The following is a 24,561-nucleotide window of genomic DNA, read 5'->3' as shown; positions in this document are numbered from 1 at the left end:
CGTTCAATTGCCATTGAGGCAATTGGGCGCCTTCCTTTTAATAGAATTAATTGAAAGCAAATATATTAAATCAAGAATATATTAGATTATAATTTTATTTAAGTTTATTAGATTTACAATTTACCATATTTGTTTTAACATAGTAGTGAAAGGCTTAACAAACAATTCTTACAATTAAATGTTACTTAAACATAGGGAGAGTAAGTAATGTTTATTAAATTGTTAATTAAATAACTTTGAAGAGGTGTACAACCATGTCAGAATCAAAAAGTGTGATTTTAATTGGTGCTGGTGTTCTAAGTACAACATTTGGTTCAATGTTAAACGAGCTTGAGCCTGATTGGAATATCAAGCTTTATGAACGTATGGATCGCCCAGGTCTTGAAAGTTCTAACGAACGCCATAATGCAGGTACTGGTCACGCTGCATTATGTGAATTGAACTATACTGTAGAACAACCAGATGGATCAATTGATATCGAAAAAGCGAAAGAAATCAACGAAGAATTCGAGATTTCTAAACAATTCTGGGGTCACTTAGTAAAAGCAGGACATATTGAGAACCCAAGAGAATTCATTAATCCTCTACCTCACATTAGTTTTGTTAGAGGTGTTAATAATAAAAAATTCTTGAAAAAACGTTACGAAGCGATGAAAGAAGCGCCTATGTTCGATAACATCGAATATACTGAAGACATCGAAGTAATGAGAAAATGGATTCCATTAATGATGAAAGGCCGCGTTGATGATGGCAAAATGGCTGCTAGTAAAATCGACGAAGGTACTGACGTTAACTTCGGTGAATCAACTCGTAAAATGGCGAAACACTTAGAAGAAGACGACAATGTTGAAGTTAAATATAGTCATCAAGTATTAGACTTTGAACGCTTATCTAACGGTAAATGGTCAGTTAAAATTAAAGACCGCAAAACTGGCAATGTATTCGAAGAAGAAACTGATTATGTATTTATCGGTGCTGGCGGTGCCGCAATTCCTTTATTACAAAAAACAGGCATCCCTGAAAGTAAAAATTTAGGTGGTTTCCCAATTACAGGACAATTCTTAGCTTGTACTAACCCACAAGTGATTGAACAACATGATACTAAAGTATATGGTAAAGAGCCACCAGGCACACCACCAATGACAGTGCCTCACTTAGATGCACGTTATATTGAAGGTGAAAGAACTTTATTATTCGGACCATTCGCAAATGTAGGTCCTAAATTCCTTAAAAATGGTTCAAACTTAGATTTATTTAAATCTGTTAAACCTTACAATATTACGACTATGTTAGCTGCAGCTGTTAAAAACTTACCATTACTTAAATATTCATTTGACCAAATCATCATGACTAAAGAAGGTTGTATGAACCACTTACGTACGTTCTACCCTGAAGCTCGTGATGAAGATTGGGAATTATACACTGCAGGTAAACGTGTTCAAGTTATTAAAGATACTGAAAAAGAAGGTAAAGGATTTATCCAATTCGGTACAGAAGTGGTTAATTCTGAAGACCATTCTGTAATTGCTTTACTTGGTGAATCACCAGGGGCTTCTACATCAGTATCAGTTGCGTTAGAAGTGCTTGAAAAGAACTTCCCAGAGCAAATTGGCGGATGGAACGCTAAAATTAAAGAAATGATTCCTTCTTATGGCGAATCATTAATTAATGATGTTGAATTAATGAGAAAAACACGTCGTCAAACTTCTAAAGATCTTCAATTAGGTTTCTACGACGAAAAGTAATATCATAATGATTAAACTGCTGATAAAGATTAATTTTGTCAGCAGTTTTTTTATATAAGAGTTATTTTAGTAATTGTTATTATAATCCATAGTTATTTGATATATTTAAAGAAAAAAATAGAGGGGTTTTAATGATGTCTAAATTACCGAAAGATTTTTTATGGGGTGGCGCTTTAGCAGCAAACCAATTTGAAGGTGGTTATGATCAAGGTGGTAAAGGTTTAAGTGTTATTGATGTAATGACTGCAGGTGCGCATGGTAAGGCACGTGAAATTACGCAAGACGTAGAACCTGGTAAGTATTATCCTAACCACGTAGGGATTGATTTCTACAATCGTTATAAAGACGATGTGAAACTATTTAGTGAAATGGGCTTGAAATGTTTAAGAACTTCAATTGCTTGGACACGTATTTTCCCAAATGGTGATGAAACTGAACCTAATGAAGAGGGTTTAAAATTCTATGATGATTTATTTGATGAATTATTAAAATATGATATTCAACCTGTCATCACACTTTCACATTTTGAAATGCCGTTACATTTAGCTCGCGAATATGGTGGTTTTAGAAATCGTAAAGTGGCAGACTTTTTTGCCCAATTTGCAGAAACTGTATTTAAACGTTACAAAGATAAAGTAAAATATTGGATGACATTTAATGAAATTAATAACCAAATGGATATTAATAATCCTATCTTCTTATGGACAAACTCAGGTGTGTCACTAACGGAAGATGATAATCGAGAAGAAGTGTTATACCAAGTAGCACATAATGAATTAATTGCTAGTGCTAAAGCGGTTAAAATTGGGAAAGAAATTAATCCAGAATTTGAAATTGGGGCTATGATTTCTCACGTACCAATCTATCCATATAGCTGTAATCCTCAAGATATTATGGAGGCTGAAGTAGCTAGCCGTATGCGTTTCTTCTTCCCAGATGTGCAAGCGCGTGGTTATTACCCAGGTTATGCTAAGAAGATGTTTGAACGTGAAGGCTTCAATATCGGATGGCAAGATGGCGATGATGAAATTTTACGTGATGGTAAAGTGGATTACATCGGTTTCAGTTATTATATGTCTACCGTCGTTAAACATGATAATGAAGCAAGCGTTGAAGATAATATCATTAATGGTGGTTTACCAAATTCAGTGGACAATCCTTATATTAAGAAGAGTGATTGGGGTTGGGCAATTGACCCAATCGGTTTACGTTATACATTGAATGCTTTATATAATCGTTATCAAATTCCTTTATTTATTGTTGAAAATGGATTTGGAGCAGTAGATGAGTTTGATGAAAATGGCAACATTCATGATGATTACCGTATCGAGTATTTACGTGAACATATTGAAGCAGCCATTGATGCCGTAGATAAAGATGGCGTTGAATTAATGGGCTATACACCATGGGGTATTATTGATATTGTGTCATTCACAACTGGTGAAATGAAAAAACGCTATGGTTTAATTCATGTTGATCGTGATAATGAAGGTAATGGCTCATTAGAACGTACGAAGAAAGATTCATTTGATTGGTATCGTAAAGTTATTGAATCAAATGGCGAAGAACTATAATTTTAAAATTTTATTAGATATCGTGGAATAAAAACTAAGCTTTTAATCACTTTTAAGAGAGAGAAGTTATCCTACTCTAGAGTGATTAAAAGCTTTTTTCAATAATAGGCAAATGAGTTTATGCACAATAAATGGGAGGGTAAGATAGACATATATAATCTGACAAAGGAGTTTCCTCATGCAAAAAGAAATTTTTAGCAATCAATTCTGGGAAGAAGCTTGGAAAAATGATGAAAATACTCAAGATAAAAGAATGAAACGTGCAGGTTTAGGTGACCCCCATGCGCCTGGATTTGAAAAGTGGGCAGAAAACTTTAATAAAAATTCATTTACTGAAGAAAGTCAAAAACGTACAAAACGCATTATGGACTGGGTTGAAAAACAAACAGATTCATTTAGTAATTTAAGTATTTTAGATGTAGGGTCAGCATCGGGTGTGTTTAGTATTCCGTTTGCGAAAGGAGGCGCTAAAGTTACAAGCTTAGAACCATCGCCTATATTACATGACATGTTGAAAGATAATGCCCAACACTATGGTGTAGAAGTAGCAACGATTAACCAATCATTTGAGGATATGAGTGTAGAAGACATAGGTACTCATGACTTAGTATTTGCCTCAATGTGCCCTGCAGTAACGACATGGGAAGCGGTTAAGAAGGCAATCGATATTGCTCAGAAATATGTTTATGTAAGTTTAATCGCAGGACCTAAAGAGAATTCTATCGTTGATGAAGTTGTAGCATTTTTAGGGGTAGAAAGTCAGGAAATGACAGCGGATATGTATTACTTACTTCAGTTACTATATTTTAATGATTATACGTATGAAACATTGATCGAACGTCATACACAACATAATGACAAATCGATTGATGATGTTATGCAACAATTGCCTCAATGGTTAAAAGAAGTTGAAGTTGAACTAGATGAACAACAACTTACAAGTGTTGAACAATATTTACGAGATAAATATGGCGATAACGTCCCTGTCGTAACTGGCGGTAAATTTGGAAAAGTATTAATTCATGTGTAGTACAGATTAAATAAAAAATACTATCTGGTTTCAAGAATGGATAAAGAAATAAAAAATAATGAGTGTTGAAATACTGTTCTGACAAGGTTTGTTGGAGCAGTATTTATTTTTTAGAAATTTATTTCGATATATCGCTTTACATATAACGATATATCGTTTATTATATCGATATATCGAAAAAGTAATTAAATAATAATTTAAGAAAAGGTGATTAATATGATGTTTAGAAGACACATGCAAAATATGAGACAAGGTATGCAAAGATTTGAACAATTTGATGGAGGTAAAGGTCCTAGAGGTTTCGAAGGATTTGGTGGTTTCGGTGGACGCCGAGGTGGACGTGACAGATTTTTCAAAAAAGGAAATTTACAATTTGTTATTTTAAAAATGTTAGAAGAAGAATCACGTCATGGTTATCAAATTATTAAAGATTTAGAAGAACGTTTTAAAGGATTTTATTCACCAAGTCCAGGTTCAGTTTATCCAATCTTACAAATGTTAGAAGATAGAGAATTCGTATCAATTTCTAAAGAAGGTAACAAAAAAATTTATACTATTACAGATGAAGGTAAACAATTTTTAAAAGAAAATGTGGACCAAGATGAATTTACACAACGCTTAGAAAAATTCAAAAATGTAGATTTTGAACAAATGAAAGCTTCTCGTGAGCAATTACAAGAAGTCTTTCATGGCTTTATGAAAGCTAGCCAAAGTGCGTTACAAGATGAAGAAAAGAAAAAAGAATTAGATGCATTAATTGAAGAAACGAAAGAAAAATTAGAAAAAATCTATAAATAATTCTTCTGGGGGTATATGGAAATGAATATTAAAGGTGTAAAAAATGTTGGTATTATTGGTGGAGGTCCTGGTGGCTTAATGTTAGGGCTATTATTACAACAACAAGGGCTTGACGTGAAAATATTTGAAAAAGCTGGCTTAGATGTCAATGCAGACCGTGGTGGATCTTTAGATATTCATGAAGAAAGTGGCCAATTACCTTTAAAAGAAACAGGTGTAATTGATAAATTTAAAGAACTTGCTCGTTTTGAAGGCGAGGACACACGCGTTTTAGATAAAGACGGTAATGTGTATTATGAAGAAACAGCAGATCCTGAGGTTGAAGGTGGTCGTCCTGAAATAGACCGTGGTGAGTTATGCGATATCATTGCTGAAAGATTAGATAAAGAAACTGTCGTATATAATAAAGTATTTAAATCATTAACTCATTTAGACAATGACCAAATTCAAGTTACATTTGGTGATGATAGTTCAGAAACATTTGATTTTGTCATTGGGGCTGATGGAGCCTTTTCAAAAGTGAGACCATATTTAGCAGATGTAGATGTAGAATATAATGGCATTTCAATGGTGGAATTGAATGTGGAAGATGTCTATAATGAACATCCTGATTTAGCTAAATTTAACAAAAACGGTAAAATGATGGCATTCGGTGACAATAAAGCGATATTAGGCCAAGTGAATGGTGACGGACGCATTAAAGTTTATATGTCTTATCAAATGGATTATGACGAATTTGATAAATTTAAAGCAATGAATAAAACAGAAATTAAAGAACAGTTATTGAAAGATTTTAGTGATTGGGATGCAGATTTGAAAAAATATATCGAATATGCAGGTGACGATTTATTATTACGTCGTATTTATAAATTACCAATCGGTTTCAAATGGGATAATCAATCTAATCTCACATTGATTGGAGATGCTGCACATTTAATGAGTCCATTTGCTGGTGAAGGCGTGAATATGGCATTTTACGATGCATATTTATTGGCTAAAGCCCTTGAAAATAATGAAGATTTACAAAGTGCATTGAAGGAATATGAAGCACAAATGTATGAGGCGTCTGAACAAAGTGCTAGAGAATCACAAGCTAATTTAGAAGAAATGTTTAGCGACAACGCAGCACAAAAATTTGGAGATTTCTTTAATCAAATAGGAGAGTTGTTTGAAGAACATCAAGCACAAAAACAATAAGATAGATATTAAAAATGCCGGCTGGTCCAATTAAACCAGTCGGCATTTACTTACTTTCGAGCGAAGTAATAACTGAACTTCGCCGGAATGATAAACGGGCTACGAAAAGCAGGTCGTTCGACAATAATACGCTAATCGCTAAAATCAAAGAACGATTTTTGCTCATAGCTAGTTATTGCTCGCGACCTAAGCGCTTTTCTTCGCACCTTAATTTTTATTTACTGATGCGTCGTAGATTGAGTCTACTGCTTCGCCTAATGCTTTATCGAATTCTTCTTGTGATTGATTAGCGCGTAAGTCACTTGCTAATGCACGTGAGAAGCTTGCGATTAATTCGTCGTTATCTTTTAATAATTTGTTAGCTTCGTCTCTGCTGTAACCGCCTGATAATACAACCACACGTACAACATTTGGATGATCTGCTAATTCTTTGTATAAGTTAGCATTAGTTGGGATAGTTAATTTTAACATTACTAATTGATCATCGTTTAAAGCATCTAAACCTTTTTTAAGTTCATCTTTTAATACTTCTTCAATTTTAGCTTTGTCTTTAGCATTAATGTTAACTTCAGGTTCGATGATTGGTACTAAACCTTTAGCAATGATTTTTTTAGCGATTTCAAATTGTTGTTCAACAACGTCTTTGATACCTTGTTCGTTTAATTCTAAGATATTAGAACGCATTTTAGTACCGAAGATATGACGTTCAACCGCACGGTCTAAAGTATCGTCTAAATCATCGATAGGTTTCATTAATTGAACACCGTTTTGTTGTTCAGCTAAACCTTTGTCGACTTTTAAGAAAGGAACAACGCCTTTATCAGCTAAGTAGTCGCCAGTATATTTGCCTTCAACTTCGCGATCCATTGTTTGTTCGAAAAGAATCGCACCTAAAATTTTGTCTGCAGAGAATGAAGGTGAAGTAACAACTCTAGTACGCATATCGTGTACAAGTTGGAACATTTCGTCATCGTTACTGTATTGATCTTCATTGACACCATATTCTTTTAAAGCTTTAGGAGTACTACCGCCACTTTGGTCTAATGCTGCGATAAATCCTTTTCCTTTAGATACTTTTTCTAATTGTTCTTTATTCATTACTCTTTCCACTCCTTTAATTAACTTTCATATTTATTATGATAAAAATCACCTACATTCTCAAGCTAAATAACTTATATTTATTGAAAATTCTTAATTCACAGTTTATAGTTCAATAAATTGTTCTATTTTATGAATTGATTTTCAAAAATAAGCTATATAAAGGAGAAATGATGAAACATCGTATTTTAGTTATTGGAAGTCCAGGGTCGGGTAAGTCAACTTTATCATTGCGATTACAAGAAAAATATCATGTACCTTTCTATCACATTGACAAAATTCAATGGCTCAATAACAAAGAAACGGTAGCTCCCGAGGTCTTAAAAGAAGCATTAAAAAACCTTGTTGTGACTGAGTCTTGGATAATTGATGGAAATTATACGGAAACCATGTCTTTTAGAGTAGAACGTGCAACGACGATTATATGGATTAAAGAGCCAAGATGGAAATGTATTTATCGAGTAATAAAACGTTATATATCTAGTTTATTTAAGAAACAAATAGTTGGAGCAAATCCTAAAACTATAAGTTTTGAATTCCTTAAATATATTTGGGAGTTTCCAGAAAATAATTACGCTACTATGGAACATTATCACCTTCAAACCTCTAATAAAATTCAATGGCTGATTGGTAATAATCGTCATATTTATAAAGAATTAAATATATGAGAACACTATTAATATTATTTGTATTTAAAAATATACAATCATTAGATAATTTATTTTATAAAATTTCGTATGATTGAATATTCTTGCTAAAAGTATGCTATTCTAGATGAAAGTTAGGTTCTCTTATTTAGGATATTTTAAACCTTATAATCGCTTATTATTCTAAATAATGAGAGCCTAATTATACATATTATTAATTTTCGGAGGCTAAGGGAATGAAAAAGAACAAAATATTTGCTGTACTAACAACAAGTGCTTTGTTACTCGCCGCTTGTAGTAATGGAGATAACTCTTCTGATAGTGGGCAAAAAGGGGACAGCCAAAAGAACGAACAAACATCTAGCAACAGTCAAAGTGACAAGTTGAAAAAGAATAACGAGAAGAACGATAACTCTAACAAAGTTGACTATCCTAAAGATGGCGTTAAAGGTATCTATGTTACTAGTAATTCGACACAAGGTGAAAAATTAGATGAGTTAATTAAATTCATCAAAGATTCTAAATTGAATACAATGGTTATCGACGTGAAAGATGACGAAGGTAACATTACAATGAAATTAAATACTGGTAATAAAAATGTAGACAAAAATACATTAGATATTGTTGATGGTAAGAAATTATTGAAAAAATTACATGACAACAATATTTATCCTATTGCACGTATCGTAACGTTTAAAGATACAAAATTAGCGAAAGAACATCCTGAATGGTCATTTAAAAACAGTGATGGTTCAGTATGGACAAATGGTAAAGGCGATAGCTTTATCAATCCATTTATGAAAGAAGTTTGGGATTACGATATTACAGTAGCTAAAGCGGCTGCTAAAGCTGGTTTCCAAGACATTCAATTTGACTATGTCCGTTTCCCAGAAGGTTTTGAAAATGAAGCAGACAGCTTAACATACAACAAAGGTGACTATAAAAATAGTAAGTTAAGTTCTGGAGATCAACGTGTTGATACGATTACTAAATTCTTAGAACATGCGAATAAAGAATTGAAACCGATGGGCGTAAACGTTTCTGCTGACGTATTCGGTTACTCAGCATTAGTTAAAAATGCACCTGGTATTGGTCAAAGTTTCCCTAAAATTTCTAAAAATGTAGATGCGATTTCATCAATGATTTATCCATCTCACTGGAGTAATGGTGATTTCGGTTTACAAGCACCAGATACTGAACCATATAAAACAGTTAACCGTTACATCCAAAAAGAAAATAACTTATTGGATACACTTGGTAAAGATAAACCTATTTCTCGTCCATGGATTCAAGATTTCACTGCTTCATACTTAGGTAGCGGTAATTATATCGATTATGATGCTAAACAAGTGTCAGAACAGGTACAAGCATTGAAAGATAATGGCGTTAATGAATTCTTATTATGGAACGCTGGTAATGAATATACTGAAGGTGCAAACTACAACCCTAAAAAAGGTAATGCGAAAGAGCAAGATCCTGAAGGTGTAGAACAAGAATCAAAAGACAATAACAAAGATTCTAATAGTAAAGATAGCCAAAATAAAGACAACAAAGAAGAGCAAAGTAATCAAGATAATCAACAATAATTAATATTTAAACCTCTTAGTGCCATGAGTAATGGGCACTAAGGGGTTTTTTCATCTTAAAAAAGCTCAGTGAAACGCCGAAGTATAGCGTCTCACTGAGCTTAATTAATTTATCCAATTAGATTAGAATAACATCTTGTCGCTTCCAAATGTATCGCCCAATGCTTGTTGAGCAAGTACATTGAGATAATGCCATGGACGGTCATAATCAGGTTGGAAGAAGAAGTCTTGGACTGCTAATTGTTCTAAAGTAAAGCCAGCTGATATTGCCATAGAAATCACATTGATAGCATCAGTTACATTTTCAGTAGACATCACTTGGCCACCTAAAATTTTATGGCTGTCTTCATCGTAAATCACTTTCATGTGAATAGTTGTATCATCTTGTCTAAATTTAGGATGAATAAGTTCTTCGACATATTTTTGACCTAGATTACCATCATAGCTATCTGCTTCAGAACCATGTACACCTGTTTGACCAAATTTATAATCAAACAATTGTAATCCAGATGTACCTGAAACGCGTGGCATAGTCATCTCTTTACCAGCCATATTTTTAGCTGCTACTACGCCTTGACGACGAGAATTAGTTGCTAGGGCAATGTAACGATCTTCTTCAATTGGTTCAAATGGAATAAGTGTTGCGTCGCCACCTGCATATACGTCTTTAGCAGAAGTTTGTTGTTGATGGTTGATGTTAATTATGCCTTTTTTGCCTAAATCAATTTTGCCATCTAACCATTCAGTGGCAGGTTCAACACCTACAGCGAATAAGACTGTGTCTGCTTCGTATTCTGCTTTATCAGTCGTTACTTTTGTAACATTACCGTCGTTATCTCCTGAAAGTGATTTAACTGTTTCGCCACCTTTAAAATAAAGGTCATGTTTTTCAGAATTTTTTTCTAAAATGTCAGTGAATTCTTTGTCGAGATAAGTGCTTAAAATTCTATCGTTAATATCAACGATTGTCGTTTCTATACCAGCTTTAGCAAAAGCTTCTGCAGCTTCAATACCGATATAGCCACCGCCTACTACAACAGCTTTTTTAGCTTGAGGCATGCGTTGTTTAATTTTATCTGCCCATTCACGACCGCGCATAAAGAACACATTATTATATTTATCAATGCCTTCTACAGGTGGTGTGACAGGTTTACCGCCTGGGCTTAGGAATAATTTGTCATATGAAACTTCATTTGATTGGCCATTTTGTTCTACTGTAATCACTTTTTTATCAGCATCTAAATCCGTAACAGTACTATTTGTATGAATGTTTACACCTTGATCTTTATAAGATTGCTCGGAAGCATAGTGTAATGAATCAAGTGATGGTGCAACATCTTCTAAATAACTTTGAATACCGCAAGATAAGAAAGATGGTTTATCTCCACTTTCGAATACTTCAATTTCAGCATTTGAATCTTCTTTTAAAAGTGTTTCAATTACTTCATATCCTGCATGTGAAGTACCAACAACTACATATTTCATAATTCGATTCCTCCTTAGAGAATTCATCTTTAAATTACTTGAGTATAAAGTGAATTCAATATCTACATTAAGGATATACCCGTCACTAATTTGCCTATTCAAATGTAAGGGCTTTAAACTATACTTTTCATAAATTCGTCATAAAACAACGCCTTTCAACACATATGGCTGAAAGACGCACATTATAACTTATGAAACTTTTTTGTTTCTTCTATTTATCATTAAGGCGCTTCCTAATAAGAGGAATAAGCCACCGAATAATTGACTTGTGGGTTCATGTTGGCCTTCGCCTGTTTGAGGTAAAGATTTATTTGAAGCATGTTGTTTTGAAGTGTGCGCTTTTACTTTTTTTGTAGAAGGAACTTCAGAAGAATCTACATTTCCTACATAGTATGCATTAAGTTCGCGTGCACAATCTACGGAAGCGACTTTAGCTTCTCCTTTATGTTGAGGTTCTACTTCAGCTGCTTTAGCAATGCCATGTTCGGCATGTGTCTCGCCATCTTGAAGTCTACTAAATTGGCTATATTTATCATTTTTATAGTCTACTTCGCCAGTTTTGTAAACTCTGTAAATACCTTTACCGGCATTTAATTTATTTTGACTAACGATTTCATAGTAATCGCCTTTATCTACTGCTTGTTTGAAGTTTTGTAAATTAGGGTTGCCTCCACTGTTTGACATCGCCATTGTTGCAACTTGTTGGGCATTATCTTGCGTTACAACTTCTGAAGCAGATGCATGAGCTGGATTTGCTACAGTTAGTAATACTGTACTTGTTAAAACAGTTGATGCAATTAAAGAGACCTTCTTCACAATGAAAACCCCATTTCATTTATTATCAATTACAGCTTTAGTGTAGCACTGATATAACAATTGAATAGGGGTTTAAAGTAAACAATATTGAATTTTTAACCTAAGTTAAAGAAACGATAGTTTGTAAATATAAGTTAATGATAGTTAAGATTTTTTTAAGATTTTCATGTAGTTGTTTTAGAATTTCTTTTTTGAAAAGTAAGGAATTGCAAAAGCCATTAAAATCATAAAAATCAAATGCGCAATCATCCATAAACCATATTCTCCCCAACTAAAGTGGAAAAATGAGCGTTGAGCCATAACAATTAATAGGGGATATAATACCGCAAAAACAATGAATAATAAGAAGTAACTGATTCTATAAAACGGTTTAGAAATACGATAAATCACTAAGAAAATAATATAAATGATAAACCCAATGAATACATGGATCAGTAATTCAAGAATTAATGGTGTTTTGCTAGGATCTGCAAGAAAATCTATATTAATTAACAATAATGTCAAATGGGTCGACTGTGCTAAAACATCCATAACTGCCATAGTAATAAGCAATATTATGCTGATAAACAAAGCACTGAGTAAGTGATAGGCGTAGCGTAACATAATGGTCCTTCCTTTTAAGCAATTTAAATTATTATTCCCTATAATGAATGATTCACACTTCCATATATTCTAAGAATTCAATTTATTTTACATAAAAGAAGAGTAAAAAAGTTATATTTTTTAAATATTCAGAATATATTTACAAATCTGATAATTATTAGTAAGATATTGATTACTATCATTAAACGAAGTTTATTGCGGAGACCAAAACTTTTCAAAAATATAAAAGTATAAGGGAAGGCACGTATTGGGAGGATGAGTGATCATGAGTAAGGCAGAGGAATTAATTAAAGAAGACGGACGATATTTTGCAGCATCTGGGAGAATTAAATATTATCCGTTAGCGATTGATCATGGATACGGGGCGACATTAGTCGATGTAGATGGGAAAGAGTACATTGACTTACTTTCCAGTGCAAGTTCTCAAAATGTGGGACATGCACCGAAACGTGTCACTGATGCGATTAAGAGACAGGCGGAGAAGTTCATCCACTATACGCCCGCTTACATGTACCATGAACCAGCAGTTAAGTTATCTAAGAAATTATGTGAAATTGCCCCAGGGGATTATGAAAAGCGTGTCACATTTGGATTGAGTGGCTCGGATGCCAATGATGGGATTATTAAATTTGCACGTGCATATACAGGCCGTCCTTATATCATTAGTTTTACGAATGCATATCACGGGTCAACGTTTGGCTCGCTCTCTATGTCAGCGATTAGTTTGAATATGCGTAAACACTATGGCCCATTGCTGAATGGCTTTTACCATATTCCTTTTCCAGATAAATATAGAGGGATGTATGAACAACCAAATGCGAATACGGTCGAAGAATATCTCGCACCGCTTAAAGAAATGTTTGCGAAGTATGTGCCAGCTGAAGAAGTGGCGTGTATCGTTGTTGAAACTATCCAAGGTGACGGAGGCTTACTAGAGCCGGTAGAAGGTTATTTTGAAGCGCTTGAGGCCTTGTGTCACGAACATGGCATTTTACTTGCGGTAGACGACATCCAACAGGGGCTTGGTCGTACAGGCACTTGGAGTTCAGTAGAGCATTTCAACTTCACACCGGATTTAATTACGTTTGGTAAATCATTGGCTGGTGGTTTACCAATGTCAGCTATTGTGGGACGCAAAGAAATTATTGATAGCCTAGAAGCGCCAGCTCATCTATTTACAACCGGTGCAAATCCAGTGAGTTGTGAAGCGGCTTTAGCTACACTAGAGATGATTGATGAAGACGATTTATTAACTGCTAGTTCTGAAAAGGGACGCCACGTACGTCAGCGCATGGATCAATGGGTAGAGAAATATCAATACGTAGGCGATGTGCGAGGCATAGGTTTATCAATTGGCATTGATATTGTGTCAGATAAACAAGCGAAGACAAGAGCTTCTCAAGAAGCATTGAAGATTTGCAATTACTGTTTTGACCATGGTGTCGTGATTATCGCAGTAGCAGGGAACGTCCTACGCTTCCAACCACCATTAGTCATTACGTATGAACAACTTGACCATGCTTTAGATGTTATAGAAGATGCACTACAAGCATTGGAAAAAGGAGAATTAGATAATTATAGTATCGAAGGCCAAGGTTGGTAAAAGATTAAAAAAGCCTATCTCACAATTTGAGATAGGCTTTCTCAGACTGTAGGCAAACCCTTTCACTCATCGTCACCTTATGCGTGCCTAGGTCATTTACGCGTAGTAAACTCCCGTCGTTACGCATTTCATTTCCTCGATTGAGAAGGGTTTTCTATCAGTCTTTAAAATTTTAAATACTTTGTCGATAAACTAAAAGGTAGGCGAGATGCCTACCTTTTTAAAATATTAATTAGTCTTTAGGTACGACATAATCTTTTTCGTCGTTTTTCTTAGAGTGTCTTACACCATAGAATGTGTAAATAACAATACCTACAAGGAACCAAATTAAAGTATAAAGTTTAGCATCGAAGCTTAAGCCCCAGAATACAAGTAAAACAAGGATAAATGTGATGACTGGTAATACTGGGAAACCTGGTACTTTAAATGCTGGTACTGGTAAGTCTTTACCTTCACGTTTTCTTAGGCTATACATTGCAAGAGATACGAACATGAATGCTACTAATGTACCTGCTGAAATTAATTGTGCTAAGAATGCGAATGGGAACATTGAACCAATTAACACACCGATAATTGTTAAGATTAAAAGTGCTCTGTTTGGTAAATGGTTATGATTTAATTTTGATAACCAAGATGGTAATAAGCCGTCACGTCCAAATGAATAAAGTAAACGTGAACCAGCTAACATCATACCGATTAAGGCAGTAAACATACCAATAACTGAAATTGCTTGGATAACTGCTGCGATAATGCCATGTCCACTTTGACGTAATGCCCAACCTACAGGTTCAGCGTTACCAGCATATCTAGAATAGTGGAACATACCTACTAATACTAATGCTACTGCTACGAATAATACGATTGCTACTGCTAAAGAACCTAAGATACCACGAGGCATTGTTTTTTCTGGTTCAATTGCTTCTGCAGAGTTTGCAGCGATTGAGTCAAATCCGATATATGCTAAGAAGATCATTGATACCCCAGCATAGATACCTTGCCATCCACCGAAGTCACCGTTTTCTGTTACTTTATGTTCAGGAATAAATGGAACATAGTTTGAAGCATGGATAGCTGTTAAACCAACGATGACGAATAAAACAATTGCAAATACTTTTAAAATAACTAAAACATTCTCCACACGTGCTGCTTCTGTCACACCACGAGATAAGATAATAGCTGTAATGATAACCACGAGTGCTGCGATAATATCAATAACGCCTCCGTCAGCGCCAAAAGGATTAGACAGTGATTTAGGTAACACGATACCTAATGGTGAAATAAGTCCGCGTAAGTTAGCGGAGAAACCGGAAGCTACAAAGGCGACGGCGATGAAGTACTCGGCTAGAAGTGCCCAACCGGCTACCCATCCAGCAAATTCTCCGAATAATACGTTAATCCATGAATACGCCGAACCGGCAAATGGCATAGTTGACGCCATTTCTGCATATGAAAAAGCTACTAAACCAGCTACGATAGCAGCTAATAAGAATGATAATGATACTGCAGGTCCTGCATGTTCAGCAGCTACAACTCCAGGTAGGGTGAAAATAGCTGTTGATACGATAGTACCTACACCTAATGCAAGAAAATCTCGAACACGTAAAGTACGTTTTAAGTGTCCATCTTTACTTTGATAGATAGTGGGATCTTCTTTTCTGGTAAAATTTTTGAAAACACTGGCCATGATGATGAACCTCCACTGAATATTTTGTTCTCTCTATTTAATAACTTGTTAATTAATTGACATGTATTATCATAACACAAAAACTTGATATTTTGTCTAAAATTTCAGAAAATTTCAAGTTTTCTTACTTTTTATAAAATGACACAGCCTAACAAGTAAATTTTAAATGATAGACTTGATTATATCAGATATGAAAGAAATAAAAACTATAAAAAAGTATAAAATAACACCAAAAAGATAAAAAGTAGGATTATTGTCCCTAATAGCACTCTAATAATTATCGATAAGTCAAGTGATTAGACCTTTTAAAGTGAAAAAATACGTATAAATTGTTTAAAGTTAGTTGACCTATTCCAAAATGGAATGGTTTCTATCGAAAATATGTATTTTATTAATATATCAAAGCATACTATAATAAAAAACGTAATGAAGTTACATCATATTCAAATGTTTCTATCCATGTGTTTTACAATCATTCCCCTAAAAGATTGTAAGAAGCAATAGTCACTATGTAGAAGTGAATTGTTTACACAAGAATGACATATAAAATAGAAGACTCCCATCTCACATTTGTATATGCTTATTTAACTGAGATTACAATGCAACATTGAAATAATGAAGTAACTTAAAATATAAAGAAGCCGCAATTAACATGTGACTAAGTCTTTCCCTCTTTTTCCCTTAAAAAATAGACATGTGTAATGTGGCTTCTTTTTTATACAAAACTAAAAGATTGTTTGAAAGGATATGAATGTAAATGACTAAAGAAAATTATTCTGCTGCGGATATGGTCATTGATACTTTGAAAAATAATAACGTTGATTATGTATTTGGAATTCCTGGAGCGAAAATAGATTATCTATTTGATGCTTTAGAAGATGATGGTCCAGAACTTATTGTAACGCGTCACGAACAAAATGCGGCTATGATGGCACAAGGTGTAGGACGTATTACAGGTAATCCTGGGGTAGCTTTAGTAACAAGTGGTCCTGGGGTAAGTAACTTAACAACTGGATTATTAACTGCAACTTCAGAAGGGGACCCTGTTTTAGCAATTGGTGGTCAAGTTAAACGTAATGACTTATTACGTCAAACTCACCAAGCGGTAGATAATGTTTCATTATTAAAATCATCTACTAAATATAGCGCAGAAGTCCAAGACCCTGAATCATTATCTGAAGTTATGACAAATGCAATTCGTACTGCTACTTCAGGTAAAAATGGTGCAAGTTTCATCAGTATTCCTCAAGACGTTATTTCAGCTCCTGTACAATCGAAAGCTATTGATTTATGCCAACAACCACGTTTAGGCGTACCATCAGTAGATGATATTAAAGAAGTTATTAACGATATTAAAGAAGCTAAATTCCCTGTATTACTTGCAGGTATGAGAAGTTCAAGTGAGAAAGAAACTGAAGCCATTCGTCAATTAGTTCAAAAAACAAACTTACCAGTTGTAGAAACATTCCAAGGCGCTGGTGTACTTAACCGCGAATTAGAGAACCACTTCTTTGGTCGTGTTGGTTTATTCCGTAACCAAGTAGGTGACGAATTATTAAGAAAAGCTGATTTAGTAGTCACTATTGGTTATGACCCAATTGAATATGAAGCAAGTAACTGGAATAAAGAATTAGACACAGAAATTATTGTAATTGATGAAATCCAAGCAGAGATTACTAATTACTTACGTCCTAAAAAAGAATTAGTAGGTAACATTGCTGGTACAATCCAATTATTATCAGAACATATTGATGGCACAATCATTGATCAAAAACACTTAGATGATTTAGAACAATTAAGAGCGGATATTATTGAAGCAACTGGAATTAAATATACACATGAAGATGGTGTAATGCATCCGTTAGAAATTATCGAAACAATGCAAAACACTTTAACTGATGATACTACTGTTACTGTAGACGTAGGTAGCCATTACATTTGGATGGCTCGTAAATTTAGAAGTTACAATCCTAGACACTTACTATTCAGTAATGGTATGCAAACATTAGGTGTAGCATTACCATGGGCAATCGCAGCTGCCTTAGTACGACCTAATACACAAGTTGTATCAGTTGCAGGTGACGGTGGTTTCTTATTCTCAGGTCAAGATCTTGAAACAGCTGTCCGTAAAAAATTAAACATCATCCAATTAATCTGGAATGATGGTAAATATAATATGGTAGAATTCCAAGAAGAAATGAAATACAACCGTTCATCTGGTGTTGAATTTGGACCAGTTGACTATGTGAAATATGCTGAATCATTTGGTGCTAAAGGTCTTCGTGTAAGAAGCCAAGAAGAACTTGAAGCTGCACTTAAAGAAGGCTATGAAACTGAAGGTCCAGTATTAATTGATATTCCAGTAAACTACAAAGATAACATTAAGTTATCTACAAACGTATTACCAGATTCTTTAAACTAATTTTAAGCAAACAAATCAACGGGAGTGAATAATAATATGAGTCACGTATTATATCAACACGGTACATTAGGGACATTGATGGCAGGACTATTAGAAGGTACCGCTACAATTGATGAGTTATTAGAACATGGTGATTCAGGACTAGCTACATTAACAGGTTCTAATGGCGAAGTTATCTTCCTTAATGGCGAAGCTTTTCATGCGAATGAGCACAAAGAATTTAAGAAATTAAATGGTGACGAAATGACACCATACGCAACTGTTACGCGTTTTGAAGCGGATCATACGTATCAAACAGCTGATAAAGATTCTGAAAATGTATTAAATGAAGTTAAAGAACACATGATAAGTGATAATTTATTCTCAGCAGTAAAAATCAGCGGTAAATTTAAAAAAATGCACGTACGTATGATGCCTAAACAAGAACCGCCATATACACGTTTAATTGATTCTGCACGTCGTCAACCTGAAGAAACACGTGAAGATATTAACGGTACAATTATTGGTTTCTTCACACCAGAATTATTCCATGGTATTGGTTCTGCAGGTTTCCATATTCACTTTGCAAACGATGATCGCAACTTTGGTGGACATGTTTTAGATTTTGAAGTGGATGATGTTAAAGTCGAAATTCAAAACTTTGAAACATTCGAACAACATTTCCCAATTAATAACAAGACATTTACAGAAACTGAAATTGATTATGCAGATGTAGATGCTGAAATCAGAGAAGCAGAATAGAGTAAATATATTTTCATAAAAATAATGAAGAGATAAGTGTACATCGTATTGGAGATGATATACTTATCTCTTTTTTATATTTAAAATTATTAAAATAATATATTACACAATATGATTTAGTGGTATAATAACTTCAAATTTCATTTTCGGAGGTACATCAAGATGCAATGTCCAAATTGTGGTCAGACATATCAACCAGGAGATTTATTCTGCGGAGAATGTGGAACAAAATTGCCAGCTGCAACTTCACAGTCAACGCCATCAACATCAGAATCATTAAACTTGGATCATAATCAAAGCAATACTCAGAAGGTAGCAACATCAACAACACCATCTACACCTAATGCTGAAAGTACGAGTGAAGTACATTCAAATCAGAGTGTTCATTCTCAAAATGTAAATCAAAATGAACATTATCAATCGCAATATGCGCAAGGTTACCCATCATATCAACAACGCTATGCCCCAGGTCCGTTTACTTTTAAAGTCAGAGCAGTAGTAAATGAAAGTAAACAGTTCTTCAGACAAGCATTCAGTAGTCATGACGCTACTATTAAAAGTCCACATGCTTTTAGTTATACTTTATTAGTTTCTTTAATTATTCTAGGATTATTTATTGTAGGCTTATTTGTGCATTCATTTATACCTGATGCAATTGAAGAATTCGGTATTACACGTACGTCAATTACAACACGTATAGTCGTAGGTGTTGCTATTTTAACGGGGGTAGTAAGCATTGCGACGTTTGCCGTTATACGTTTAACAGTAGTATCCGTTGTACAATTTAAGAAAGTACTTTCTGATTTTGTATTAGTGAATACACTTACAGTTTCTATATTATTGTTAGGATTAATTTCTATTTTCCTTCAATTATATAAAGTTGGAGGTCTTCTTATAGTACTATCTTTCTTTGTATTAATTAGCTCAGGTATTTATTTAATTTCTAAATATAGTGCACATCAATTATTACGTGTGCCAAGCTTTTATAGCTCAATTATTCTTATCATTATCGTGAGCTTGGTATTTTATTTCTATGGTTCATCACTTATTAACCAATTCTGGGATACGAAATATTTATGGGATATTTTAGGAAGTGGACGCCATGGCTTATTGTAAACATTGTGGAAGTAAAATAGTTCCGGGCCAGAAAGTGTGTACACAATGTGGAACTCGACTAGTCACAGAGACTAGTCGAGTTCCGCCTTTTCAAAATGAACCGAGAAAATCGAGAAAAATACCTGTACTAGTAAAAATCTTAGTAGCTGTATTACTAGTTATATTAGTAGGCGCTTACTTTGTGGCAAAACATCAATTATCACCAGAAAAAGATGTCAATCATATTGTAAAAGCTTTAAGAGATGAAGATGCTAAAACTTTATCTAAATACTTATCTACTGAAAAGAAACAATTAACTGTAGAGGAGACTAAAGCGTATATCAGCTTATTAAAAGAAGATGGTAATCTCGTTGATATTTCAAATGATATTGAAAAAGCTATAAGTGAGGTAAATGACGGAGGAAAAAGAGAGGCAAGTGTAAGCCTAAGACATGGTAATTTCAATAGAATATTTAATGTGGAAAAGAAAGGGAAAAAGTATTTATTATTTGATAACCTGGAATATACTGTGCCTACTAATGATATTAATATTAAGTCTTCAGATGAAGGTGAGATTACATATAATTTAAATGGTAAAGAATATCATATTAAATTAGAAAAAGATAAAACTATAGAATTAGGTTATATGCCTGTAGGTAAGTATACTCTTAAAGCAACTAAAAAAGTTAATGATAGAGTTCATAAAGGTAATTTAGTTATTAATACAAATAACGAACGCGAAGTTGTGACTCAAGACTTTAATGAAAAATACGTTAAGGTTACTGATATTAAAGGACCTTTAATCAATGATTTTTATATTTATGTTAATGGAAAAAAAGTGGGTAAATATGATCGATGGACTAATTACGGTCCCTTCGTCTACGGTGAAAATGAAAATATTTACGCTACCATGAAGATAAAGGGTAAAACATATAAATCAAATGTAGTAAATATTGATGATTTACGTGGGGATGAAGATCAATATGGCATCATCGACACTAAATTAAAATTTGATGAAAAAGATATAGATGATTATAAAAAAGAAAAAGAGAATGATTAATTAATATTAGTAAAATAAAAATATGCATCCTTTAAAAACATTCATTTGTTAATGATAACTTTTAAAGGATGCATTTTTAGTAAATATAAATTTTTAAGTTATTATTCACTTACTGGAATGATTAAGTGTGAATCATAATCGCCACCAGTATAAATTAGGTGGTTACCTTTGTTTACTGTATCTTCATGTTCGTAACGTGTTTTCATATTAGGTAATGGTGTGCTATTACCTTTAATAATTTCGTTACCTTTAACAACCACTACTAGGGATTCACCTTTTTTGAATAATGTACCAGATGGTAATAATTCTATTTCAACTGGCACAATTTCATTTGGACTCACTTTGTGTTCATGTTCATGTGTATGCCATGGTTGTGCAATTGTAGATTTAGTTTCATCTAGTTCACGATGAGAAGCACGTAGCCAGCCTGTTGCGACTTGTCCTTTTTCAATATGATTGAAATCAGGGAAGTGAACTTCATTACCTCTACAATCTAATTTTTTAATTCCCGCAAATAAATCTAAATCATCTGCTTCTTCAGCGGCTACCCATAATTTTAATTTCATATTACCAACGAGTTCTGTATCTTTGTTGAAAGTATAAGTGTAGCGTAATTCATCTTCATTACTTTCAGAGTTATAACTAGCAACTGTATCTGTGGATATAGATTGGTCATTGAGTGACATATCTGAGTTGTTTAAATATAATGCTTGATAATTAGTGTTTGGAAGCGGGAAGTTCTCTGCTGTTTTGAATTGCCCACGATAGAATTTGTCACGAACTTCATAAATCACATGTGGTGTTTCTAACCAATCATTATCTTCTTCTTTTAGATAATAGTCGAAGAATTCTTTTTGACGTTCAAGATTTTCACGAGCATAATAACTTTCCCATTCTTTACGACCATGTACATAAAGCCATTTATTTTCAGAGCTTGCTTGTTTAAACCCTTCAAAAGAACCTCTGTTGTGTAATCCTTGAGTAGACCAGCTTGCGCAAGTTAACAATGGTATAGTGATATTCGCAAGTGGTGCTTGACGTTGTTTCCAGAAATCATCAAATAATGGATGATCTTTTTGCGCTTGAATTAAATCCTCAATATTTGGATTATCTTCCCATCTCGCAAAGATGCCTTGTATCCAGAAACGGAAGAAGCCAGTATCTGGCATACCACCATGAAAGGCTACTTCACGATACATATCATTTAATCCTTCCCATGGAATCATCGCTTTTAAGTGAGGTGGATTTAGAGCTGCTACCCACCATTGTGTTACAGCTAGGTAAGACACGCCATTTGTACCAATATTACCGTTACTCCATTCTTGTTCAGCCGCCCATTCAATTACTTCATAATAATCTCCAGCTTCACGTTTAGACCAAGGAGATAAGACACCATTTGAACCAGCACTGCCTCGTAATGCGACTTTAACCACGACATAATCATTTGGCACCCAAAAGCCAGGATCTGGAGATTCTTCAGGAGTAAAGCTTGATGTAGGGATAGAACCTAATGTTGGCCAATTAGCCCCCATATTTGTAATTTTTGGTTTATTATCCTTACCGTATGTGTCAGCAGACATGACTACTGGAAATTGACCATCTTTATTTGGACGGAACACATTGACATATAATATTTCGCCATCTTTCATAGTAACAGGTACATCTTTTTCCATAATCATTTCTTGATTACCGTATTGCACGCTATCTACTACAATATGATTTAATCCTTCTTTAACTTCTTCCACATTTGTAACTTCTAATTTTGGATTTCCTAAATTATTATTTATCATCTTAGTTCATCCTTTCTTTTTTTTGAAAATGCACTTCCGAATACACTTTCATAGTAAGGGTTATAGTAAGAGCATACAACAATCAACAGAGGGGACATTGTACGAAAACCAACAAAATAGATATAATTGTATAAGAACATACCGTATAAAGAGAGGTCTAAACTATGGTTCAAGATCGTAGAGTTAGAAAATCACAAAATGCAATTAAACAAGCATTTCTTGAATTACTTCATCAACATAATTTTAATGAAATAACAGTACAACAAATTACTGATTTAGCTGATATTAATCGTGGTACATTCTATACGCATTATTTAGATAAATATGATTTATTAGAAAAATTGGAAGACGAACAAGTGGAAAAAGTTAGAGTGTTTATTGAAGAAAGTAAACAAAACAGTGGAGGCAAATTTACTACTGATGATTTACGAGAAATAATGGAATTTCTAATTTCTCATATTGAAGAGAATATCGAATTTTATCAATTAATGTTTAAAGTAGGTAAAGACTCTACCTTACATGAAAAATTATATAGCTTGCTAAATAATTATTTAAATAGCTTTACAAGCATGAAGGGAGAAATAAGTGGTATACCATTTTCATATTTTATGAGCTATGTTTCAGGAGCAGGATTATCCTTTTTGAGACATTGGGTAGAAGACAATCAACGTATACCTAAAGAAGATTTAATTAATTACTTTTATGACATCGTTAATCACGGTCCGGCCACTATTATACAAAGAGAAATTAATAAATAAATATAAAAATAACGTTTTCTTAACTGCAATTAAGAAAACGTTAGCCCAATAATAGATATTGGAGATACATATTGGCTTGCTAGAAGTCAGTAATATGTCCTTTATTTTTACACCTAGTCTAATCTTCAAAACAACCTAGGTGTTTTTTTATTGCAAGAGCTATGAAATGAACTTATTACGTTATGATATATTTCCAAAACTATTATTCCCATTGGGTGAGAGGGTAGATCATGATAACTATAGTTATAACGGTTCATCTTCCAATAAATAAGCAATCCAGTTATTTTTATAACTGTAGCCCTCTCAAAACACTAAGTGTGTTTTGTTACTTTTATTATAATATAACATCAATCAATAATCAAATAGTATTTTATTAGATGTATATTGTTTTACATACAAAATAGAATTTTATTCTATGGCATACGATGTATAATTAATACCATAAAAATGAGGGAACCTATTACGTTATTGTGTATCTCCAACTCTATTAATCCAATTGGGTGAGGGGAGGAGATCATGATGACTATTTATATAGTGGTTCATCTTTCAATAAATATTATTATTTTTCTTGTGGGCCAAATTATTTTTATGTGGTTAAAATATAACCAAAAAAAATAAACGTTTTCTTAATGGCAGTTAAGAAAACGTTAGCCCAATAATAGATATTGGAGATACATATTGGCTTAGCTTTAAGTCAGTAATATGTCCTTTATTTTTACACCTAGTCTAATCTTCAAAACCAACTAGGTGTTTTTTATTACATTTATTGTACCATAACACTATGAAATCAGCAAATTATAGTTGAATATGTCGTTTATATTTTACATAA

The 24,561-nt window shown here is 33.6% G+C and carries 19 protein-coding genes; 13 read left to right on the top strand and 6 right to left on the bottom strand.

The window, feature by feature from the left end; all coding sequences use genetic code 11:
* Nucleotides 1-254 precede the first annotated feature (254 nt).
* The 5 genes from lqo (at nt 255) to CD127_RS02520 (ending at nt 6,344) form a co-directional block, all read left to right on the top strand.
* On the top strand, nt 255-1,745 hold the full coding sequence (lqo, locus tag CD127_RS02540) for an L-lactate dehydrogenase (quinone) (protein WP_103365645.1): 1,491 nt from the start codon (nt 255-257) through the stop codon (nt 1,743-1,745).
* Between the two features lie 134 nt (nt 1,746-1,879).
* Nucleotides 1,880-3,319, top strand: coding sequence for a 6-phospho-beta-glucosidase (locus CD127_RS02535; RefSeq protein ID WP_103365644.1), 1,440 nt, complete (start codon nt 1,880-1,882; stop codon nt 3,317-3,319).
* A gap of 178 nt (nt 3,320-3,497) precedes the next feature.
* Nucleotides 3,498-4,349 (top strand): class I SAM-dependent methyltransferase, encoded by an 852-nt coding sequence (locus CD127_RS02530; RefSeq protein ID WP_103365643.1) that lies wholly within the window; start codon nt 3,498-3,500, stop codon nt 4,347-4,349.
* A gap of 219 nt (nt 4,350-4,568) precedes the next feature.
* The gene (locus tag CD127_RS02525; RefSeq protein WP_103365642.1) at nt 4,569-5,147 is read left to right on the top strand and encodes a PadR family transcriptional regulator; all 579 of its coding nucleotides are present in this window, start codon (nt 4,569-4,571) and stop codon (nt 5,145-5,147) included.
* A gap of 21 nt (nt 5,148-5,168) precedes the next feature.
* The gene (locus CD127_RS02520) at nt 5,169-6,344 is read left to right on the top strand and encodes an FAD-dependent oxidoreductase (protein WP_103365641.1); all 1,176 of its coding nucleotides are present in this window, start codon (nt 5,169-5,171) and stop codon (nt 6,342-6,344) included.
* A gap of 207 nt (nt 6,345-6,551) precedes the next feature.
* Here the strand turns inward: CD127_RS02520 and CD127_RS02515 are convergent, their stop codons facing one another.
* Nucleotides 6,552-7,442, bottom strand: coding sequence for a fructose bisphosphate aldolase (locus tag CD127_RS02515; protein WP_103365640.1), 891 nt, complete (start codon nt 7,440-7,442; stop codon nt 6,552-6,554).
* 170 nt (nt 7,443-7,612) lie between these two features.
* On the opposite strand from CD127_RS02515, the gene CD127_RS02510 reads away from it, so the two are divergent.
* Both CD127_RS02510 and CD127_RS02505 read left to right on the top strand, forming a co-directional pair.
* On the top strand, nt 7,613-8,110 hold the full coding sequence (locus tag CD127_RS02510; protein ID WP_240623876.1) for a P-loop NTPase family protein: 498 nt from the start codon (nt 7,613-7,615) through the stop codon (nt 8,108-8,110).
* 215 nt (nt 8,111-8,325) lie between these two features.
* Nucleotides 8,326-9,675, top strand: a complete 1,350-nt coding sequence (locus CD127_RS02505; RefSeq protein ID WP_103365638.1) for a putative glycoside hydrolase — start codon at nt 8,326-8,328, stop codon at nt 9,673-9,675.
* A gap of 123 nt (nt 9,676-9,798) precedes the next feature.
* Here CD127_RS02505 and CD127_RS02500 read toward each other — a convergent pair whose 3' ends face one another.
* The 3 genes from CD127_RS02500 to CD127_RS02490 form a co-directional block, all read right to left on the bottom strand.
* Nucleotides 9,799-11,160, bottom strand: a complete 1,362-nt coding sequence (locus tag CD127_RS02500; protein ID WP_103365637.1) for an FAD-dependent oxidoreductase — start codon at nt 11,158-11,160, stop codon at nt 9,799-9,801.
* Between the two features lie 189 nt (nt 11,161-11,349).
* Nucleotides 11,350-11,976 (bottom strand): LPXTG cell wall anchor domain-containing protein, encoded by a 627-nt coding sequence (locus CD127_RS02495; RefSeq protein ID WP_103365636.1) that lies wholly within the window; start codon nt 11,974-11,976, stop codon nt 11,350-11,352.
* 177 nt (nt 11,977-12,153) lie between these two features.
* Nucleotides 12,154-12,579, bottom strand: a complete 426-nt coding sequence (locus CD127_RS02490) for a hypothetical protein (protein ID WP_103365635.1) — start codon at nt 12,577-12,579, stop codon at nt 12,154-12,156.
* 265 nt (nt 12,580-12,844) lie between these two features.
* Between CD127_RS02490 and CD127_RS02485 the strand changes: the two genes are divergently transcribed.
* Complete coding sequence (locus CD127_RS02485; RefSeq protein WP_103365634.1) at nt 12,845-14,182, top strand: aspartate aminotransferase family protein; 1,338 nt, start codon at nt 12,845-12,847, stop codon at nt 14,180-14,182.
* 232 nt (nt 14,183-14,414) lie between these two features.
* Here CD127_RS02485 and CD127_RS02480 read toward each other — a convergent pair whose 3' ends face one another.
* The gene (locus CD127_RS02480) at nt 14,415-15,866 is read right to left on the bottom strand and encodes an APC family permease (RefSeq protein WP_103365633.1); all 1,452 of its coding nucleotides are present in this window, start codon (nt 15,864-15,866) and stop codon (nt 14,415-14,417) included.
* A 757-nt stretch (nt 15,867-16,623) separates the two neighbouring features.
* Here CD127_RS02480 and alsS point away from each other — a divergent pair.
* The 4 genes from alsS (at nt 16,624) to CD127_RS02460 (ending at nt 21,184) form a co-directional block, all read left to right on the top strand.
* A complete protein-coding gene (gene alsS, locus CD127_RS02475) occupies nt 16,624-18,288 on the top strand; it encodes an acetolactate synthase AlsS (RefSeq protein WP_103365632.1) in 1,665 nt (554 codons plus the stop codon).
* Nucleotides 18,289-18,324: 36 nt separating this feature from the next.
* Nucleotides 18,325-19,029 carry an acetolactate decarboxylase gene (gene budA, locus CD127_RS02470; protein ID WP_103298078.1) on the top strand — a complete coding sequence of 235 codons (705 nt, stop codon included), beginning with the start codon at nt 18,325-18,327 and terminating at the stop codon, nt 19,027-19,029.
* Between the two features lie 162 nt (nt 19,030-19,191).
* Nucleotides 19,192-20,145 carry a zinc ribbon domain-containing protein gene (locus CD127_RS02465; protein WP_103365631.1) on the top strand — a complete coding sequence of 318 codons (954 nt, stop codon included), beginning with the start codon at nt 19,192-19,194 and terminating at the stop codon, nt 20,143-20,145.
* Nucleotides 20,132-21,184 (top strand): TcaA second domain-containing protein, encoded by a 1,053-nt coding sequence (locus CD127_RS02460; RefSeq protein ID WP_103365630.1) that lies wholly within the window; start codon nt 20,132-20,134, stop codon nt 21,182-21,184. The genes CD127_RS02465 and CD127_RS02460 overlap by 14 nt, the downstream gene beginning before the upstream one ends.
* A gap of 101 nt (nt 21,185-21,285) precedes the next feature.
* Here the strand turns inward: CD127_RS02460 and CD127_RS02455 are convergent, their stop codons facing one another.
* Nucleotides 21,286-22,974 (bottom strand): CocE/NonD family hydrolase, encoded by a 1,689-nt coding sequence (locus CD127_RS02455; RefSeq protein WP_103365629.1) that lies wholly within the window; start codon nt 22,972-22,974, stop codon nt 21,286-21,288.
* A 164-nt stretch (nt 22,975-23,138) separates the two neighbouring features.
* Here CD127_RS02455 and CD127_RS02450 point away from each other — a divergent pair, with 164 nt between their 5' ends.
* Nucleotides 23,139-23,732, top strand: coding sequence for a TetR/AcrR family transcriptional regulator (locus CD127_RS02450; RefSeq protein WP_103298082.1), 594 nt, complete (start codon nt 23,139-23,141; stop codon nt 23,730-23,732).
* The last annotated feature ends 829 nt before the right edge of the window (nt 23,733-24,561 follow it).

The organism is Staphylococcus petrasii (genome assembly GCF_002902565.1).
Lineage (GTDB): Bacteria > Bacillota > Bacilli > Staphylococcales > Staphylococcaceae > Staphylococcus > Staphylococcus petrasii.
The sequence above is the reverse complement of the archived record's forward strand: the minus strand, read 5'-3'. Positions and strand labels throughout refer to the sequence as shown.